This window comes from Blastopirellula marina DSM 3645 (assembly GCF_000153105.1).
Classification (GTDB): domain Bacteria; phylum Planctomycetota; class Planctomycetia; order Pirellulales; family Pirellulaceae; genus Blastopirellula; species Blastopirellula marina.
Genome location: NZ_CH672376.1, coordinates 2,484,211 through 2,502,413, shown reverse-complemented (window position 1 = coordinate 2,502,413; position 18,203 = coordinate 2,484,211). Strand labels below are relative to the sequence as shown.

Sequence of the window (18,203 nt, the reverse complement as noted above, 5' to 3'; positions counted from 1 at the left end):
ACGGCAGATGGAATCAAAATGTCGTTTCCGCTGCAACTGCCAACGGGAGTCGAGATATCAAACGATCTGGCGGGATGTGAAATTGCCCTGCAGGAATTTCAGCGTTTCGGAGAGATGTCCGTTTACACGCTCTATCGCGAAGACATGGAAGACATGAACGCCAAGCTTTGCCTGTCATTCGCGGGGGCTTGGCCGCTTTTTCCCAGAATGTGCTAGACGATCCAGTCCATGACGTTTCTGGAAATCGACACTGATCGCCTCTCTGAACCGAAGTTTGTGGTTCGAGACGATCTCGACTCCATTCAATGCCGTTTCTTTTCGTTTTGGTTATCAACGCGTCAGCAAAAGTTTTGCGGTAGCGATGTGATGCCCTGGAGCAAAGCAGACACAACTTTATGTCGGTATTAGGCACAGCATCCCAGGCGCCGTTGCTCCGTCTTCCTTAGCAACGTCACCCGGCCTAAAAAAAGTCTTCGCCGGGATGGGTCAAACGATAGGCGTCCGCCTGTTCTCTCGCGATCAAATGCTCTGAAAGGGAAAGCTGATTGTAGGCCCAAAATCGCACTTCTCGGCAGTCGTGGGAAAGTTCCTGGACCAGTCGCGGCACGTATTGAGCCAAGTCCGCGTCTCCGAGCAGCTCGACGAACTTGGCTCGCGTCGGAGGATCCGTCTCGGCCTGCAGCAGCACGACAATCTCGTCGATGTGCTGAATTAGATTGTCCCCTTGAAGCCAGTGATATCCTTCTTCATACGTCATGGGATCCTCGCTACGCAGCATTTGAATCGCTTGTGCAAATTCGGTTGGATTCATCGCTTGAGACCCTGTTTGCCGCCTCCTTATTTTCCTGGTCATTCACTCTCCCCAGGGCGCTTCATCAGTAACAACTCCTTCACTTCCACCTCATCCGCTGGGCGCCCGCAGCGCCCACCGTGCCGGCGCGACGACGATAAAAAAAGGGCCGACAGGATGTCGGCCCTTTTCGTGGTTTGCTCAACCGTCGCCGCCTTTACGGCTTTTCGACGGTGATATCCCAGTGGGTGTTGTCGGGGATTTTGAATTCGAGTCCGGAGGTCTCCGGTTTCTCATACTTGGAATGGATTAACAGCTGCCGATTGAAGGGGCGTTCTCCCCAATCCGCCGGCGGAGCCGACTTCGCGTTGACAATCGCCACACGGTACGTCCCGCGCGGTGCGCCATCTTCGTTTCCGAAAGTGGTCAGCTCGAAGGTGCCGTCCGACTTGATCAATCCTCGCGGTTGCACGGTGGGATCTTCTCCTCCATAAAGCATGAGGGTACCGGCCGTCAGTGGAGAGCCGTCCGCAAAATGGACGGTTCCCGTGACCTGGTCGGTAGCTCTGCCGCCGCACCCAAGGCTGCCGACAAGGGGAATTGCCAACAGCGCGGCGAAGACAACTTTGAATCTTTGAAGCTGCGTCTGATCTTGAAATTTTATCATGGTAAAGTCACTGCCTCTCCATCTCCGGCATAGCCAAGGGCAAGAAGGATGTCGGCGTTGACCGTAGCGGCAATTCCCTTCACGGATCCATCGCCAAACACAAAATTACAAGTACCGGGATGCCAACTCCCCAAAGCGGAAACATCGTCCGCCAACTCTTCTTCTCCCCATTGAGGCGAAGGGGCGATGCCGCCAGGTGCGTCGACAGAACCGGCGATCCAATATTCGCCATAGCTGCTTGGTCCGGCAGCGGCGTTCCAGTAGGGCCACCCATCACGGCCATTTAGCTTGTGGTATTGAGAACCTGCCGTGCCGAGTTCGACCGGCGTGATATGCTTTTCCCCAATGAGCACCGTATTGCTGGTGCCGTCGCGGAGCCAAGCAAAGGTGTCGCGGGGACGCCAGCCGGCATTCGGGTCGGTCCCGCTGCCGCTTACGTTCGCATTACTAGTCGTTCTTGCGACTCGCAGTCCTTGACGCTGTTTGGTGGAGGTAGGATCGACCCACATTCGCCACTTCTCGCCTGTCCCTGCCATGATGATCGCATAGTCGCCTGCGACGTAACCGTTGCTCGTGAAACCATTGCCGGCTGAGCGTCGTGTTGGGCATAGGTACCCCTCGATGACGGCCGCTTTGAGGACGCTGTTATTGGAAACGGTCGCCGCTTCAAACTCAGCGCTTATCCCGCCTGCTACATCCGTAAAGTTAGATCGTTTGTAGCTAGAGGCCTCCATATCGAGTTGATCCGCGATATTCCCTTGCTCCAAGTAGGGAAGCAGAACGGCCCATAGCGTCATCCCTTTTGCGCCGGTAACACACGGCGGAAGCCCGCTATAAGTATCATGGAAGTTATGGATCGCGAGCCCGATTTGCTTCAGATTATTGGTGCACCGCATCCTGCGAGCAGCTTCCCTCGCTTGCTGCACCGCTGGAAGCAATAACGCGATTAGAACGCCGATAATGGCGATCACCACCAACAGTTCCACCAAGGTGAAACCGCTGCGCGTGCGAGAATTGGGAGGTAAACCGACCATCAGACAAGACCCCTCTTGATAAAAAACGAAGAGTTGAGAAAAGAATGCCAACCACCATCACGGCCATGAACTATACAGCCATCAGCGTGGCAAGGGCGTTCCGATATTTTATGGCCATTTACAGTTGCGTCTAGTAGATGGGGGGGATTATTTGCTAAGAACCCCCTAAGGGAAGATCATTTCCCCCAGTGCTTGGTAACACGATCCAGAATGCATTTTTTCGGATCCATTGTCTCGTCAAACGGCCAAGTAAAGAGAGTTGCAGCAGGCCGATCGCGATTGAAGAAAAAGGCGCCAAGACAACGATGTGTCGCCGATTACTCCCCTGGCCGCGCCATCTGAAATAGTTCCTTCACCTCCACATAATCGGCCAAATACCCACAGCGTCCCACCGTTCCCGCCGCGACGATGTCAAACAGGCCCTCTTTCAAGAACGCCTTGTCGATGTGAACGGCGACGACCTGGCCAAAGATCACCGTGTTGGGCGTTGCTTTGCCATCCAAATCTTTCAGCGGCAGCATCTGCAACAGCTTGCATTCGAATGCGACCGGCGTATCGGTGACGCGCGGCGGTCGGACCAAGCGTGATGAGGTCATGGTTAGGCCGGCCTGCTCGAACTCGTTGATTCCATGCTCAAACGGAAACGAAGTTTCGTTCATGGCAGCGGCGTGCTTTTTGGTGACCAAGTTAAAGACGAACTCCCCGGTCGCCGCGATGTTCTGCTGGCTATCCTTCGGGCCGCCGCTCGAGAAGCCGATGATCGGCGGTTCGTAGCAGAACGCGTTGAAGAAACTGTACGGCGCTAGGTTCACCTTTCCTTCGGCGTCGATGCTTGAGATCCAACCAATCGGCCGCGGCGCGATGATCGCGTTCAACGGGTTGTGCGGCAAGCCATGTCCGTGCTGCGGCTCGTAATAGTAGTAGTCGCTCATCAATGATTTTCCTCGGCGGGTCAACGGGTCACTCCTGCGCAAACTACATTATTCCTTCCAAGCCGAATATCCCCGGCATGAGCTATCATGCCTTTGGTCTAACGATGACGGAGTGAATTTTCACCCAGTCCGGACGGATCATCCGATGCGTCAAAATTGGTTGATTGACAATCCGCACGGCAGTTGCATTGACGACCAGGTTTTGCTGCGAGCATCGATTCGAGCGGTTACAATAGCCTCTCAATCCATCGCAGTAGAAATCTAAACGCGATAGGCGCGGATGAGCGATTTTACCGAGATCATGAACTCGATCGATCCAGACGATCCGCAGGCGGCGGAGCGATTGATGCCGCTGGTCTATGACGAGTTACGAAAGCTTGCAGCCGCTTATCTGGCCAGAGAACAGCCAGGCCAGACGCTTCAAGCGACGGCGCTGGTGAATGAAGCCTACCTTCGCTTGGTGGGCCATAACGGGGAACCGGTATGGAAAAATAAGGGGCACTTTTTTGGGGCCGCCGCGCTCGCGATTCGCCGCATCCTGGTGGATAATGCGCGACGCAAGAAGAGTCGGAAACGAGGAGGCGGCGCGGTTCGACACGATCTCTACGACGAGATGTCTTGGACGCTGCCGGAACCGGTAGAAGATCTGCTCGCTTTAGACGAGGCCCTCTACAAGCTTTCCGACATCAAGCCGCAGGCCGCCGAGTTAGTGCAACTTGTTTATTTTTCTGGCCTTACACGTTCTCAAGCCGCAGAAGCAATGGGTATCTCGACGCGTTCGGCGGACCGCTTATGGGCTTATTCGAAAGCCTGGTTGCGACGGGAAATTCGCGGCAGTAACGACAATTCTTAAAAAGCTTGGCGTCTCTCCCAGCCGTTCTACGCACTGAAGAACATGACGCAATGTTCGATCGCGTTGGCCGGAAATCGCTTCGCCGCTTTTTAGATATCTTTTTGGCGGCGTGATCCTCTACACTGGCGTAAGCCGTGCGGTGCGATCGCTGAGAAAGTCATATTGCAACCAATTATTGCTAGACATATCGTCTCAGATATGCGAAGGGCCTATGGACGAACAATCCATCTTTCTCGCCGCACTCGAGATCGCCGACTTTCAAGCACGAGCGATTTACTTGGACCAGGCTTGTGCGAACGATCCTTCGTTACGCAAGCAGGTCGACGCACTCCTCGACGAGCATGAGCAATCCGACCTGTTTCTTGATGTGCCGATCCTCAAGCAGATGGCGCATGATCGCCCTTTGGAGGCGACCAGCGGTCTGCGTCTCGAGGAACAACAAGATATCGAACTATCGTTTCTGGAACCTTCGTCCGTTCCCAACTCGCTTGGTCGGCTCAAGCATTACGAGATTCGCGAAATGATTGGTCGCGGCGGCTGCGGAATTGTTCTGAAAGCATTCGACGAGAAGTTAGAGCGGATTGTTGCGATCAAGGTCATGGCCCCGGAATTAGCCGCAACTTCGCCGGCTCGGCAGCGATTTCTTCGCGAGGCCCGCGCCACTGCGGCGATTCGACATGACAACGTCGTCAACATCTATGCGGTGGAGGAGCAGCCGCTTCCTTTCCTCGTTATGGAATACATCGATGGCGAGACATTACAGCAACGACTGGATCGGACTGGACCGATTGAAGCGTCGGAGGTGCTGAAGATCGGCCTGCAAATCGCCAGCGGTCTGGCGGCTGCTCACGCCCAAGGCTTGATTCACCGGGACATCAAGCCGAGCAACCTGCTGATCGAAGGAGGAAGCGATCGCCTGAAGATCACCGATTTTGGCCTGGCCCGCTCGGTCGACGACGCCAGTATGACCCAAAGCGGCGTGATCACCGGAACGCCGCTGTACATGTCGCCGGAGCAGGCGATGGGATTCAAGTTGGATCATCGTTCGGATCTGTTCAGTCTCGGCAGCGTCCTCTATGCGATCTGCAGCGGCCGTCCCCCGTTTCGTGCTGCGTCGACCGTCGCCGTGATGATCCGCGTGATCGAAGACGAGCCGCGTCGGATCGACGATATCCTTTCCCAAGTGCCGCAGTGGCTCATCGCAATCATCGCCAAACTCCATGCAAAACGACCGGGCGATCGTTTCCACACGGCCCAGGAGGTTCACGACCTGCTCGCGAATTGTCAGTCTCAACTAGAACGACAGGGTCACGTGAAATTGCCGGAAGAGGTTCTTGCGATGCTCATGAAGCGTCAGCCGCCCCCCCACAAACAGACCCCGAAAAATTGTGCGCCGCCGTCCGTTAGCAATCGCAGTCTCGCGAGGCCAACACGCTACCAACAAGCCGTCGCCGTCGTGCTGCTGATCCTGCTGGTGAGCCTGGGCGCGACCGAAGCTTCCGGCGTGACGCAAGTCGGCAGCACTGTGATCCAACTTTTCTCGCCCGCTGGGACGCTGGTCGTCGAAGTCGATGATCCTGCCGTCAGCGTCACCATTGACGGCGAAGATCTGGTCATCACCGGCGCCGGCGCGAAAGAAATCCGCTTGAAGCCGGGACAATACAACGTGCAGGCCAGCAAAGATGGCAAGGTGATCCGGCAGCAATTGGTCCGAGTCACCAGGGAAGGGCGGCAAATCGTACGCGTGAGCGCCGAGCCGAGCATCGCTGCGATGTCGGAGCCTGCTGCCAATCTTGCATCTACGGAGGATGCTCCCATCCAATACGCAAGCGATTCGGGAAATTGGAAGACCGATGACTACGCAAACTTCGCCACCGGCAAGTGGGTGAGCCTGATCCAGGATAAAGAAGAATTCGAGCGTCGTGTGGAGGAGTTGGAGGCGTATGGAAAAACGTCAAAAGCGACTTTTCACGATGGCGGCTTGGATTGCCATTTGACGTCGTTCTTCTTCCCCGCCGTGAGCGCCAAACAGTTCATTTTTCGGGTTCGCGTTCAGTATCAAGGGGGTCCGAGTCACTGCGGCTTAATCGTCGAACAACCCGGTCCGTCTTATCTCTGTTATTGGAATTGTGAGAATGGAGCAGGAAGATTCCTTGGCCTTGGCAAGACGGAGGACAAGAAATGGAAGGACCTTATCGCAGGCACTCTCCCCTTCCGTCTGCCGGAGACCTTCGAATTTGTCGTCGCCTCCATCGATCACAAAATCACTACGTATCTGGAAGGAAAGCAATTCCTCGAGTTCGATCTCCCACACGACGCCGACGAAAAGTTCATACCAGGAGTTTATGCTCACAGGGACGGAGCCAGAGCGATCTTTAAAGACATCGAGTTCATGATCCTACCGAATGACGCCGCGCGGACAAGCTTTCCCGGCAAAGATAACCCGGACTACCTTGCGGCGCAGTATGTGCGATCCAGAGGGGGACGCGTTGGCTTAAGTGGTCACGAGGAGGAATACGGATCGACGACCATCCTGCCATCACCTCCAGTAAAACTAAAGTCGGTATTCTTTAATCAGGCAATCGAGTGCACCAATGAAGAGTTCGCCGTTTTCGCGGATTGCCAGGACATCGAAGCGCTCACGCTCTGGGCTGTGCCGACCATTTCTGCAGACGGATTAAAGCATTTCCGGCGATGCCGAAATCTTAAAGTTCTCGCACTCCCTCATTGCGACAATATTGGCTCGGGTCTGTCTCATTTATCCGAGTGCGACAAAGTAACAAATCTAATGCTTTGGGCGACCCCAATCACCCGCGAGGACTTTCTCGCGTTCGCGGATTGCAAACTCCAAGGGGTCCTATTGTCTTATACACCCGTCAAAGACGAATGGCTTACTCACTTGACGCATCCCGAAGCTTTTACCGACCTTGGTTTTAGTTTCACTCAGATCGGTGACGAAGGTCTGGCGGCATTTCAAAACAGTAAAAAAATCGTGAACTTACACCTGGAACACACAAAGATAACCGACGTGGGACTTGCCTACTTTCACGATTGCCGCGAGTTGAAGTCTATCCGACTTCGTCAAACTTCAGTGACGGACGCCGGCGTGCTCCCTTTTAAACATTGTTCCAAGTTGGAAGAACTAAGCCTAGCGACGACCAACGTAACCGCCGCGGCAGTTGAAGAACTGAGAGCAGCACTTCCCAATTGCAAAATCACTTGGGATGGAGACGCCAAAACTGAATCGCCAGAAGAAAAAAATTCGGACAATCTCGCCGCTAAATATGTCTTATCCATCGGAGGAATTGTCCGGCTCAATGGCGGTGGAACCGATATCCACTCGGCAACCGAGCTTCCCCCCGCTCCCTTTCGACTCACGCATGTCAACTTTAATTTGTGCAAGAAGGCGACAGACGATGGATTGGCTGTTTTCGCCAACTGTAAAGACATTGTTTCACTGACGATGCGTTTCACGCCCAACGTAACGGGTCGTGGTTTAGCCTATTTCAAAAATTGCAAAGACTTGAAAGAACTCAACTGTAACTACAGCCCGTATGTCAGTGCGGGATTGCCGCTTCTAGCGAACTGCAAGAATTTGGAAAAAATTAGTCTGATGGGCGTTAAGTTTACTCGTGAAGAATTACGTCCCATTGCGGAGCTTCCCCTCACCTTTGTTAACCTCGGTGCGACGCCGGTTCAGGACGAATGGCTCTCTGATTTTACGAATGCTGAAAGTCTGACTTACTTGAATTTTGCCTCTACGAAGATTGGAGACAAAGGGCTCGCCGCATTTCAAAATTGCAACGCACTCCAGCAGTTATCTTTGCAGGATACAAATATTACGGACGAAGGCTTGGCCTATTTCTACGACTGCCGCGACTTGGAAATTCTCCAACTCCAAAACACGAAAGTCCGTGATTTTGGCTTGCTCCGCTTCAAGTCATGTCAGAAGCTCAAACAAGTGGAGATCTCGAAGACCCGCGTCACTGCGGCCGGCGTTGACGAATTGAAGAAATCACTTCCGTATTGCACCGTTGTCTGGGACGACGTCGCTTCAAAATAGGCGATGATGTCGACCGCTATGCCGCTTTGCAGACCTCGGCAGACGGCGCCGGGCGAAACAGATTCGCTTCGCTCAGATCGATCGTTCCAGCGGCCGCTTGAATCCAAAAGGGATCGCGCAGCGCCGCTTCCCGACGACCGGCCAACGGGGCGCTGCGTGGCTGGGCGGGGACTTCTCCTTCCAGACGTAGCCCCGATTCGGCCCAGTCTTCGGCCACCGTGGTGATTTGGTTGAGGATGCGTTCGACGCGCTGGCGATGCTGTTCCAATTGGTCGCGGGTTTGATTCGGCGGGATCGTGATGCCGGGGCCCATCAATCCGCGGCCGCGGGAGAAGAGCCGCGGGATCGCGAATTGGTCCCAGGTTTTGGCGCGCTTGGGGCGATCAAAACCAAAGCCCATCGGGATCAGCGGAAGGCCCAGTCGTGACGCTAAAAAGATGGCGCCGGGCGCTAAACGACGACGCGGGCCGCGCGGACCATCCGGCGTGATCGCCAGGTGCATGTTTTTTGATTTTTCGAGCAGTTCTAACAGCGCGCTCGCGCCGCCGCGCTGCGACGATCCGCGGACGGTGTCAAAGCCCATCATCGTCGCGGTATGGGCGAGCCACTCGGCGTCACGATGCTTGCTGAGCAGCATCGCGATGTTGCAATAAGGGCGCAGGTAGAGCGGAAAGCTGATGTACTCGTGCCAAAAGATATAGATGCGGGGGCGATCATTCGACGGATGCGCTGGATCCAACTGCGGATCGTGATAGGCGACGCGCAGGTCAAGCGTATCGAGCCAATGCCGGATCGTCTCATGCAGCGCGAAGCCGCCCAGTCTTAACAGCCAACGATTATCAAGCGCCATGCGAGCTTCCTATCTCGCGATCCGCCCACGGCGGATCCGACTACGGGAGCAACGCCGGCAACATCCACTCGCCGGTAAAGACCTCCGTCGCTCCTCCGGTCTTATACACGCAATTGTCAGCTTCGTTCCACTCCAATTGCAGGTCGCCTCCTAGCAGATGATTCAAAATTTTCCGCTTGGTTCTTCCCGTCAGTACGCCAGCGACGCAAACCGCCGAGGCGCCAGTACCGCATGCTAGCGTTTCGCCCGAACCACGCTCCCACGTGCGCTGGCGAACTTCGTTCGGCGAGACGACCTCGACGAACTCCACATTCACGCGAGACGGGAAATAGGTGGAACGTTCGATCTGCGGGCCAATTTTCAAAACCAGTTCGTCAGTCGCTTTTTCGACAAAGATCACGCAATGCGGATTCCCCATCGACACGCAAGTCACGTCGAACGATTGACCCGCGATCTCGATCTTTTGATTGACCACGGGATTGGAGTCAAAGATGGTCGGAATCTTTTTGCCTTCCAAGATCGGCTGGCCCATGTTCACGCGAACTTGGCGAGCCAGACCGTTTTCGGTCTCGATCTGCACCGTTAGAACGCCGGCGCCGGTTTCCAACTTCAAAGTTTCTTTTTTGGCGATGTCATGATCGAACACGTACTTGGCGACGCAGCGGAGCCCGTTGCCGCACATTTCGGACTCGCTGCCATCGGCGTTGAACATCCGCATCCGCGCGTCCGCAACTTCCGACGGAGTAATCAAGATCAAACCATCCCCGCCGATCCCAAAATGGCGATCCGAGACCAATGGCGCAATCGTCTCTGGCGCAGCCGGCAGTTGTTCGGCAAAGCAGTTGACGTAGACGTAGTCGTTACCGATACCGTGCATCTTGGTGAAGCGCATTCACTCATTCCATCGCGAGAGTTAGAGGACGTACATCCCCGATTTTATCGGTTAGAGCCCCCAGAGGGTACGCCGGGTTCACGGCCAAGCCGGCAGCGCACGAGCGCAGAAAGGGGGGGCAGGTCTTTTTTTCGGTCTGCATCCCTTTTTTCGCCAGCAAGTTGCTTGAGGAAGACCGTTTTGCGAGGTAGATGAAATTGGTGCTCCGCGCATCGCTTACCAGGCGATTCGCCTTGACAATGCGCTAAATCTGCTTTTTCCCAAACCTGCGAGCATAATCATGACGCTACCCGTTCTGCAGCAACATTCGCACGATATTGACTATCACATCATCGGCGACGACATGCAGTTGGTCGAGGTCGAACTCGATCCCGGTGAAACGGTCATCGCCGAAGCGGGCGCAATGAACTACATGCAGGAAGGGATTACTTTTTCAACCAAGATGGGAGACGGCAGCGATCCCGATCAAGGACTGGTAGGCAAGTTGTTCAGCGCCGGCAAACGGATGGTCAGCGGCAACTCGCTCTTCATGGGTCATTTCACCAACGAATCATCGACCAAGCGCCATGTCGCATTTGGGGCGCCGTATCCCGGCAAGATTCTACCGATCGAACTGTCGGAAATTGGCGGCACGCTGACCTGTCAAAAAGATTCGTTCCTCTGCGCTGCGATGGGAACGCGATTAGACATTGCGTTCCAGAAACGCCTGGGCGCCGGCTTTTTTGGGGGTGAAGGTTTCATCCTGCAACACCTGACCGGAGACGGCAACGCGTTTCTGCATGCCTGCGGAGCGATCATCACGCGAGAGTTGAAAGGAGAAACCCTGCTGGTCGAAGCGGGGAGCCTGGTCGCGTTCACGCAAGGCATCGACTACGACATCGAACGCGCCGGCAACCTGAAGTCGATGCTGCTCGGCGGCGAAGGGCTCTACCTGGCGAAGCTGAGCGGCCACGGCACGGTCATGATGCAAAGCCTACCGTTCTCGCGCATGGCCAACCACATTTTGGCCCGGGCCGGCGGAAAAGGGTAACCAAGTCCGTTGGGATGCCCAACCAGTCTGTACGAGACGGGTTGGGGCCGACCGTGTTTTGAAAAATGCTCCATCCAGCAACTAGCCGCTGATGTCGAGAACACGACCGGTTTGGCCTGAAGGGTCGAGACCTTTGTGGTTCTTTGGCGGCTCTTCGTCTTCTGGATGCTCGGTGTCGGCCAACAGCTCTTCGGCTTCGTCTTGGATTTCCCAGAGACGGCGACCGTCGGCATCACGATCGCTGACTTCTTGGCTTTCGTCGGGATCGCCGACGCCGGAAGCTTTGATCGCTTTTTGGTCGGAATCGGCTTTCCGAGCCTGATTGCTGGTCGCCTGGCGATTTTGATCGACTTCGCTTGACGCGTTTTGCGCAAGCGGCGAGGCGGCCAGCGAACTGACGATGGCGGCTCCCGCGGGTCCAATGCTCATCGTTATCTCCTTAGGCAGAAGGAGTTAGGGATCTAACGATCCCTGTAAATGCACGTTCATTTCGACGGCGAATGGGGAGAGAAATTCGCCTATGAAGCGTAGGTTATGGAGAGCGAAAGTCCAGTTTTAACGATCGCGTGATTGCCCGTGTTACTTCTATATCGACCAACCGCGGGTTTGGTTCATCCCATCGTTGGCCGAAATCGGCAAAAAGCCGCCGATTAGCAAGATTTCGCTGCGGTCGTTAGGCGCCGCCCCTTGGAATGCGAAGCCGGCGGTTTCTCGTCAATCCATTGCATCGCTGCGCCACGTTGCCGGAATCAGGACCGCAATCTGCGTTTATTGGAAATGCTCACCACCATATATTGCAGCAATTCAATTTATCAAATATCCTAAATCATACTTCATTTTTTCTTGCCTCGGGATGCCCCCATGCCTACCTTTTGCCTATCACGCAACCGACGTCAGGTCGGTTTTACGCTGGTCGAGCTGTTGGTCGTCATCGCGATCATCGGCGTTCTTATCGCGTTACTACTGCCGGCAGTCCAACAAGCTCGCGAAGCGGCGCGGCGGATGGATTGCTCGAACCGGCTGAAGCAGTTTGGGATTGCTTACCACAACTATCACGATACGCATGGGAGTTTCCCGTCGGGTCACATCGTGAATGGTCAGAACAGCCCCTGTATCGATCAACCGAACGCGAGTGGAACTCGCGCCCCTTGGTCGGTCTTGATTTTGCCCTTTTTGGAACAACAAAACCTGCACGATCAATTTCGTTTCGGCGAACAATTTTCGATCAATAACCAGCACCAAGGAACCGCCGTCAATCACGCGCTGCAGTGGTCCACCAACACCGCTTTTCACTGCCCTAGCGATCCCTTGGCGGTCGACATGCATCCCAGCTATCTGGCCTGTGCCGGAGGCGGTCCGCCTCCCAGCGGTACTGTCCCGACGATCGATCAGGGCTGCAAAGCGACCGCAACTTCTTCGTTTGTCCTGTATTACAACGGCGTCTTTTGGGTTAATTCCAAGACGAAGTTCAGCAACATGCTCGACGGCACTTCGAACTCGTATCTGATGGGAGAAAGCTTCTACGTCGTTCATCCTTCAGTCGACGCGTTTTCACTGCAAAAGCATAGTTCGTGGGCAGGCGGCGTCTTCTATCGCGCGGACTATCGCTACTACACCAACCTGGCGGCGGCGGTCGAACCGATCAATCAACCGGTCAGCGGCATTTCGACCAAAGGGGCCAACAAATCAGAAGCCGTCGTCGGTCGCACGTTCGGCAGCTTTCACCCCGGCGGCTGTAACATGTTGCTGGGAGACGCCAGCGTTCACTACATGAGCCAGACGATGGACATCAACACGCATCGCGCCTATGGGGCGATCGCCGACGGCGGCCCGATCGGAGGTTTGCCCTAATGTTGCGAATTCTAAAGTGTGCTTTTTCGCTGAGCTTCATCACGACCGCAGTCGCTTTTTGCGGATGCGGGGGCCCTACCACCGGCACGCAAATTCATGGCCACGTGACCTACGATGGACAGCCGCTCGAAGCCGGCAGCATTTCCTTTGAGGCCGACGCGTCGAAGCAGAACAGCGGTCTGGCGGCCTACGCGCCCATTGTGGGCGGCGAGTTTATCACCAACCCAGAATTCGGCGTCAGCGAGGGCGCCTATGTCGTTCGCGTGATGCCGCCGGCCGTTGGATCAGGACAGAAGTCAACGTCTCCGCTGCGTGACGTATTTGTCACCGAGACAACGATCACCCCAGAAACCAAGTCGTACGACTTCGAGATCCCGGCCGGCAAATAACGGGCCTCGTCTTCCACTCTCAACAAGAGGTCGGTCGCGAAAGCCCTTATTGAATTAACGGGGGATGCCGCCGACGACCGGTGGCTGCCGTGCAGTAGAACCGCCGCCGGAGTCGGTCATCGTGCCGACCGGAAAACGGATCGGCTGGTCTGGGAAGAGCTGCTCCAGGGTTTCGTTGACCGCCGGGAAGATCTCTTGCCGCGTCTCGGGATGATCCAGCGTTCCGTTGACATGAATCACCATCAGATTGCGGCCTGCTTCACCCAGCAAGGGGCGGATGACCGGGATTTGATAGCGATTGTTACCTAGTTCGCTATAGAACCGCATCGAGATTCGACCGTCGAGATTCGCTTCGCCGGCGCCGGTCAGCGAGATCGCGTCGCCGCTCAGCGTCATTCGATTCAGATAGACGTAATCCCCTTTGATCTGAAAATCAATGTCGCTGGTATGAAACGCGGTGTTGTCCGGAGTACGCGCGGCGAACACTTTGAGCAACGAAACGGCCAACGGCAATTGATAAAGATTGCCGTCGCGCAGTTGGACTCGGCCATTTCCTTGAAAAGTATGCGTGCCGAGAGAATTGCCGGCCAGGCGCATCTCAGCGAAGATGCGCCCCGTGTTGCGTCCGGGATTCGTCTGGCCTAAGTCGAGCAGCGTTTGCTGCAGTTTCCCTTCGGTCAGTTTCAGCTGCAAACTGAACGGCTGGTTCTCTTGCAGCAGTACGCTGCTGTCGATCGCCAACTGTCCGCCAAAGGTGGTCGCTAGGATGCTCTGCGGAGTTCGCCCTTCACGGCGGGGAACCTGCGATCCGATGACGGCGTGATCTGAACTGATGAACATGGGGCCGGTGATCTTGGTCAGCGGAATATCATTGTACAGCAGCGAATCGATCGAAAACTCGCCGAACGTAAACGCTCCCTCGGCGGTCGCTTCGCCCGTCAGTCGCAATGCGCCATAGACCCGATTCAACACGACTCCAGCGGTCACGTCGCAGCCAGCCAAAAAGAAATCCAAGTCCCAATAGGCGTCAGGGGGCGCATTTTCTTCCGCTCCGCCGACCAACGTAAATGCTCCGCGCATGTTCACCGGCGTCGATGGTTTTAATCGACGCACCGACGCGGCTAACGAAGCCGGTAGAGCCGTCAGCAGATCCCGTTCAGGAAAGAGCCGATCGACTTGCACATCTTGAAAACGAAGCTGCCAACGACCGTCGGGCAGTTCCTGGCAATCGCCGCCGGTGGCGATTTGCACATTGCCATGCCGCGCCGTTACGCCCAGCAGTTGAACCACGCCGCGGCGAAAATGAACGGCGCCAACCACGTCGTCCATCAGCCACGGAAAGCTGCGTGGTTCGATCGAGATGGTGCGACTCGCGGTGCTGTACTTCCGCTCGCTTTGCAGCAGCTCGTCGCGACGCCATTTTTGGGCGCGAATATCAACATCCAGCTTCCCATTTTCATCGGGAAACGCGACCGCCAAGTCCATGTGATCGATCGTGCCGCGGGGACGCAATTCGTCCCATACGCGCCGCGAAGTGGCCGGCAGCGCCGAACGGAGCTCATCTTCCAGCGGAATATCGGTACAAGTGAAATTAAGCATCAACTTGCCGCGGGGATCCTCGGTGCGCGTCCACGATCCGCCGCAGACGACATAGCCCGAGTCGTTGACTCCTTCGAGCCGTTCAATCATCGTTTTGTCTTCGGTCCAAACGACGCGGCCATGGATCTTTTGGATCGGATAAGGAAACTCTTCATAGGTGACCTGGGCGTCGACGATATCGAGCGTTAGCCGCTTATCCTGATCTTCGTCCCCTTTGTAGCATTGAACCAGGAAGTCGAAATTGGTCGTTCCGCTTGGTTGCATTTTTTGGGCGATTTCGCTCGCTTTGGAACTCGCCGCCGCCAACGCTTTCAGCAACGCTTCGTCGCACTGGATGGGTTCGACCGAAGTGAACCGGGCGAACCCTTTCGCTTCGGGGCCCAGGTCGCGCAAGCTGGCGATGATTTTGATCGGCGCTCTGCCGGCCCGAGCCGCCAAATTCAGATCGAGGACGCCGTTCTTGTAATCAATTCGCCCCTTGGCGGCATGCACCGGATATGGGAACTTGTGATAGATAAATCGCGAATCCAAGCAGGTGACGTGCAACTCCGGCTTCCACGAGATTCCGTCAAAGTCGGCGATCACCTGGGCGTCAACGGCGCCGGACGGTTGATAGTGGAGCCAATGCTCGCGAAAGGCCGGAGGTAACGCTTCTTTGATTTTATCGTGCAAGATGTAATTGCAGAGATTCGCTTCGAAGTGGACGGGCGCCGCGTCGCTCCAACCTTGTCGCACGAGCGAAGTGACGATCGAACCATCGCCGACATTGGCCGACAGACGCTCGACATTTAGCCCCGCCGCATTGGCGACAAACGAGCCGAATATTTCGGAAACAGGGAAGGGGAGCGAGCGATCCTTCCAGCGTCCTTCGCTCAACTCGCCGCTGACCTCAAATCGACAAGGCGCAATCTTCGACGGCGTCGCGACCGAAAACGTTAAGTCAACTCGCGCATCCAGCGGTTCCATTTTGGCCGCTTTCTGCTGCACGCACTGCGGCAAGTCGCGGAACAAATCCGACGTGATCCGCAATCGATCGACGCTGCCTTGGATCATGCCAAACTGAGATTCGGGCTCGAGAACGCCCGAGATTTTCGCCGCTTCAAAATGCTCGCTGCGCAACGTACCTTCGACCGCCAGGCGCTTCTTGCCATCGGCGGCGAGCTGCGGATCTCGCAGCGGTTTGATCGTCAGATCGATTGGATCGAGACGCAACCGAGCGCCGCTCACCGAGTCGTACAATTCAAATAGGCCGTCATGTATTTCAATGAGCGGATCACTGTCGCCAAATTTGGGGAGGGGAAACATCGATTGCAAATTGATTCGCCCATCCGCTTGCAGCGCGGCCGAGATGCGCACGCGCTTCACGACGATCCGCGCGACATCCAACTTGCCGGTAACAAGATCGCGCGGGTCGGTGTTGCAGTAGACGAACATCTCGTCGATGTCGAGCAATTCGCCGCTATGGCCGGCGACGTTCTTTTCGGCGAAACGGAGCCCGCGAATTTCGACTCCCTGGCCCTCATGAAATTGAGCCGACGCGACCGAAACATCGAGATGCTGATAATGCTCGGCGAAACGACGTTCCACGCGAATCCGAATTTCGTCGTTCAGGTTGTGGTACAGATACAATCCGACCGCCACGGCGACCATCACTGCGGATAGCGCCGTCCATTTGCAAAAGAGCCAGCTGGTATGCACGAACCGTTTCAACGGCGTACGAAATCCTTTCCCGCATGCGGCCGATTTGCCGCAAGTCGTGTCGTAGGCGATCGTTCCATGATCGCCGCCTAAGCGGCTATCTTGGCAAAATTCGCTCGCAGGGTAAAGCGAAGCTTTCGTGATAGCTTGGTCAACGTGCGCCACGGTTCTGCGAGCCGTGTGAAGCTGGGTAATGTCGTTACTTGCTTGAGCACGGCTTTCAGAGCCGTGGCGCACGATTGTGTTACGCAGGCGAATCCGAATCGGCCTGAGGATCTTTCGCAAATCCCCAGCGATAAATCAGTAAAACTGCGGCGCCGGCTGCTAACACGGTCAGCGGCAGCATCGGCGGCTGGCGATAGCGGATCGAACTGACAAAGATCATGTGGAGTAGCGAAAAGTAGAAGATAGGCAATCCACACAACCAAACGCCAAGGCTGTGTCGGCGATAAATCACGAGCCCGGCCAAGCCCAAAAGCAAGATAGGTAAGTAGCCAACCGCGATAATCAGGCGGAATTTCACACTCTGAAAGCTGGTCTCGTTGGGCCAGAAGTTCCAATATCGCAGTAGTTTACGCCCTGCCAAACTGACCACTTCACTCGGGTGCTCTTTCCCCCACGCGATCGACGCCGCTTTCATCCGATCGTCAAGCCGTGTCTCCAACGTGCCGACCAGCGGACCATCGCTCGCGGCGTCGGCTGCGAGTTGCTCCGCACGGAACGACTCCACAAAAGCCATGTCGCTGCCGCCGTCCGAGTTCGGGCGGATACCGTCGTACAAGCTGGCGCCAACCTGCAGCGAAGTCGGAACAAATCGACCAGCGACTTGATAATTGCGAACCCACCAGGGAGACATCGCCGCCATAAACGTCAGACCCAGCGCCAGCATGATCTCCAGCTGTCGCCGTCGCTGCGACACTAACAATAGGCAAATCGGCATCGCAAAAAAAGGAAACAGCATCCAACTGGGTCGAGTCAGCACCGCGGCCGCCATCGCGAGCCCGGCGACGATCGCCCACAGCAGCGAGCGGCGTCGCGATGTCGCCTGATACGCTTCGTTCCAAAATAGGATCTGCAGCAGCATCCACGGGCAAAATGCAACTTCGCTCAGCACAAAGGCGCTCATCGCCAATCCGCCGGGATAGAGCGCCGCCAAGAGCGTTGCGATCAAGCCGGCTGCGGTCGAGAAAAACCGGGCCGCCAACATTCCGCACAGCGCCACGGTAATCGTCCCCAGCACAACGCCCAACATTCGCAGCGTCAGCGGATGGGGTTCGTCACTGAACCAATAGAATGGCGCGAGCAGCACCGGATAGCCGGGCGTGCGGAAGACAAAGGAATCCCCGTAGCGGTAATCTTCGCCGTGCGCGACCTGCCGCGCCAACGTTTCGTACGAGAGACTATCGCCGAAAAAGAAGCGATCACCAGCCGGAATTCGACTTTGCCACCAGACGGCGGCGCCGACTCGCAGCCCGACTGCGAGAAGCAGGATCACCCAAAACCAGCGACTGGCGAATAGCTTTAACATCAGGCGAGCAGCTCGTGGACGAGTGAC

At 55.9% G+C, this 18,203-nt stretch carries 15 protein-coding genes; 6 read left to right on the top strand and 9 right to left on the bottom strand.

From position 1 onward, the window contains the following. Positions 1 to 18: 18 nt before the first annotated feature. A complete protein-coding gene (locus DSM3645_RS12130; protein WP_131282487.1) occupies positions 19 to 216 on the top strand; it encodes a hypothetical protein in 198 nt (65 codons plus the stop codon). Positions 217 to 460: 244 nt separating this feature from the next. Here the strand turns inward: DSM3645_RS12130 and DSM3645_RS12125 are convergent, their stop codons facing one another. The 4 genes from DSM3645_RS12125 to DSM3645_RS12110 form a co-directional block, all read right to left on the bottom strand. Then, positions 461 to 811, bottom strand: coding sequence for a HEAT repeat domain-containing protein (locus DSM3645_RS12125; RefSeq protein ID WP_002652467.1), 351 nt, complete (start codon positions 809 to 811; stop codon positions 461 to 463). Between the two features lie 196 nt (positions 812 to 1,007). After that, complete coding sequence (locus tag DSM3645_RS12120) at positions 1,008 to 1,457, bottom strand: hypothetical protein (protein ID WP_040351803.1); 450 nt, start codon at positions 1,455 to 1,457, stop codon at positions 1,008 to 1,010. After that, entirely contained in the window at positions 1,454 to 2,491 is a 1,038-nt protein-coding gene (locus tag DSM3645_RS12115) for a DUF1559 domain-containing protein (protein ID WP_002652466.1), read from the bottom strand. The genes DSM3645_RS12120 and DSM3645_RS12115 overlap by 4 nt, the downstream gene beginning before the upstream one ends. Before the next feature lie 317 nt (positions 2,492 to 2,808). Then, entirely contained in the window at positions 2,809 to 3,423 is a 615-nt protein-coding gene (locus tag DSM3645_RS12110; RefSeq protein ID WP_002652465.1) for a flavin reductase family protein, read from the bottom strand. Positions 3,424 to 3,703: 280 nt separating this feature from the next. Here DSM3645_RS12110 and DSM3645_RS12105 point away from each other — a divergent pair, with 280 nt between their 5' ends. Both DSM3645_RS12105 and DSM3645_RS28180 read left to right on the top strand, forming a co-directional pair. Further along, the gene (locus tag DSM3645_RS12105; protein ID WP_002652464.1) at positions 3,704 to 4,276 is read left to right on the top strand and encodes a sigma-70 family RNA polymerase sigma factor; all 573 of its coding nucleotides are present in this window, start codon (positions 3,704 to 3,706) and stop codon (positions 4,274 to 4,276) included. A gap of 211 nt (positions 4,277 to 4,487) precedes the next feature. Next, positions 4,488 to 8,339, top strand: coding sequence for a serine/threonine-protein kinase (locus DSM3645_RS28180; RefSeq protein ID WP_002652463.1), 3,852 nt, complete (start codon positions 4,488 to 4,490; stop codon positions 8,337 to 8,339). Between the two features lie 16 nt (positions 8,340 to 8,355). Here DSM3645_RS28180 and DSM3645_RS28175 read toward each other — a convergent pair whose 3' ends face one another. Further along, positions 8,356 to 9,189, bottom strand: a complete 834-nt coding sequence (locus DSM3645_RS28175; protein ID WP_002652462.1) for a lysophospholipid acyltransferase family protein — start codon at positions 9,187 to 9,189, stop codon at positions 8,356 to 8,358. A gap of 40 nt (positions 9,190 to 9,229) precedes the next feature. Further along, entirely contained in the window at positions 9,230 to 10,081 is an 852-nt protein-coding gene (dapF, locus tag DSM3645_RS12090) for a diaminopimelate epimerase (protein ID WP_002652461.1), read from the bottom strand. A 280-nt stretch (positions 10,082 to 10,361) separates the two neighbouring features. Here dapF and DSM3645_RS12085 point away from each other — a divergent pair, with 280 nt between their 5' ends. Continuing rightward, positions 10,362 to 11,111 (top strand): TIGR00266 family protein, encoded by a 750-nt coding sequence (locus tag DSM3645_RS12085; protein ID WP_002652460.1) that lies wholly within the window; start codon positions 10,362 to 10,364, stop codon positions 11,109 to 11,111. Positions 11,112 to 11,192: 81 nt separating this feature from the next. On the opposite strand, the gene DSM3645_RS12080 is transcribed toward DSM3645_RS12085, so the two are convergent. Further along, positions 11,193 to 11,540: a hypothetical protein gene (locus DSM3645_RS12080; protein WP_002652459.1), complete on the bottom strand. Its 348-nt coding sequence runs from the start codon at positions 11,538 to 11,540 to the stop codon at positions 11,193 to 11,195. A gap of 432 nt (positions 11,541 to 11,972) precedes the next feature. On the opposite strand from DSM3645_RS12080, the gene DSM3645_RS12075 reads away from it, so the two are divergent. Then, a complete protein-coding gene (locus DSM3645_RS12075; protein ID WP_002652458.1) occupies positions 11,973 to 12,962 on the top strand; it encodes a DUF1559 domain-containing protein in 990 nt (329 codons plus the stop codon). Beyond that, positions 12,962 to 13,351, top strand: a complete 390-nt coding sequence (locus DSM3645_RS28170) for a hypothetical protein (protein ID WP_002652457.1) — start codon at positions 12,962 to 12,964, stop codon at positions 13,349 to 13,351. The genes DSM3645_RS12075 and DSM3645_RS28170 overlap by 1 nt, the downstream gene beginning before the upstream one ends. A gap of 54 nt (positions 13,352 to 13,405) precedes the next feature. Here DSM3645_RS28170 and DSM3645_RS12065 read toward each other — a convergent pair whose 3' ends face one another. Together DSM3645_RS12065 and DSM3645_RS12060 are read right to left on the bottom strand one after the other, a co-directional pair. Continuing rightward, positions 13,406 to 16,813, bottom strand: coding sequence for an AsmA-like C-terminal domain-containing protein (locus tag DSM3645_RS12065; protein ID WP_002652456.1), 3,408 nt, complete (start codon positions 16,811 to 16,813; stop codon positions 13,406 to 13,408). A gap of 79 nt (positions 16,814 to 16,892) precedes the next feature. Next, positions 16,893 to 18,176 (bottom strand): ArnT family glycosyltransferase, encoded by a 1,284-nt coding sequence (locus DSM3645_RS12060; RefSeq protein WP_002652455.1) that lies wholly within the window; start codon positions 18,174 to 18,176, stop codon positions 16,893 to 16,895. Positions 18,177 to 18,203: the final 27 nt, after the last annotated feature.

What these genes read in the sequence shown, in the direction of transcription:
- DSM3645_RS12080 (WP_002652459.1), bottom strand. Translation starts at nt 11,540, where the DNA reads ATGAGCATTGGACCCGCGGGAGCCGCCATCGTCAGTTCGCTGGCCGCC.
- DSM3645_RS12060 (WP_002652455.1), bottom strand. Translation starts at nt 18,176, where the DNA reads ATGTTAAAGCTATTCGCCAGTCGCTGGTTTTGGGTGATCCTGCTTCTC.
- DSM3645_RS12105 (WP_002652464.1), top strand. Translation starts at nt 3,704, where the DNA reads ATGAGCGATTTTACCGAGATCATGAACTCGATCGATCCAGACGATCCG.
- dapF (WP_002652461.1), bottom strand. Translation starts at nt 10,081, where the DNA reads ATGCGCTTCACCAAGATGCACGGTATCGGTAACGACTACGTCTACGTC.
- DSM3645_RS12125 (WP_002652467.1), bottom strand. Translation starts at nt 811, where the DNA reads ATGAATCCAACCGAATTTGCACAAGCGATTCAAATGCTGCGTAGCGAG.
- DSM3645_RS12075 (WP_002652458.1), top strand. Translation starts at nt 11,973, where the DNA reads ATGCCTACCTTTTGCCTATCACGCAACCGACGTCAGGTCGGTTTTACG.
- DSM3645_RS12130 (WP_131282487.1), top strand. Translation starts at nt 19, where the DNA reads ATGTCGTTTCCGCTGCAACTGCCAACGGGAGTCGAGATATCAAACGAT.
- DSM3645_RS28175 (WP_002652462.1), bottom strand. Translation starts at nt 9,189, where the DNA reads ATGGCGCTTGATAATCGTTGGCTGTTAAGACTGGGCGGCTTCGCGCTG.
- DSM3645_RS28170 (WP_002652457.1), top strand. Translation starts at nt 12,962, where the DNA reads ATGTTGCGAATTCTAAAGTGTGCTTTTTCGCTGAGCTTCATCACGACC.
- DSM3645_RS12110 (WP_002652465.1), bottom strand. Translation starts at nt 3,423, where the DNA reads ATGAGCGACTACTACTATTACGAGCCGCAGCACGGACATGGCTTGCCG.
- DSM3645_RS12085 (WP_002652460.1), top strand. Translation starts at nt 10,362, where the DNA reads ATGACGCTACCCGTTCTGCAGCAACATTCGCACGATATTGACTATCAC.
- DSM3645_RS12115 (WP_002652466.1), bottom strand. Translation starts at nt 2,491, where the DNA reads ATGGTCGGTTTACCTCCCAATTCTCGCACGCGCAGCGGTTTCACCTTG.
- DSM3645_RS28180 (WP_002652463.1), top strand. Translation starts at nt 4,488, where the DNA reads ATGGACGAACAATCCATCTTTCTCGCCGCACTCGAGATCGCCGACTTT.
- DSM3645_RS12120 (WP_040351803.1), bottom strand. Translation starts at nt 1,457, where the DNA reads ATGATAAAATTTCAAGATCAGACGCAGCTTCAAAGATTCAAAGTTGTC.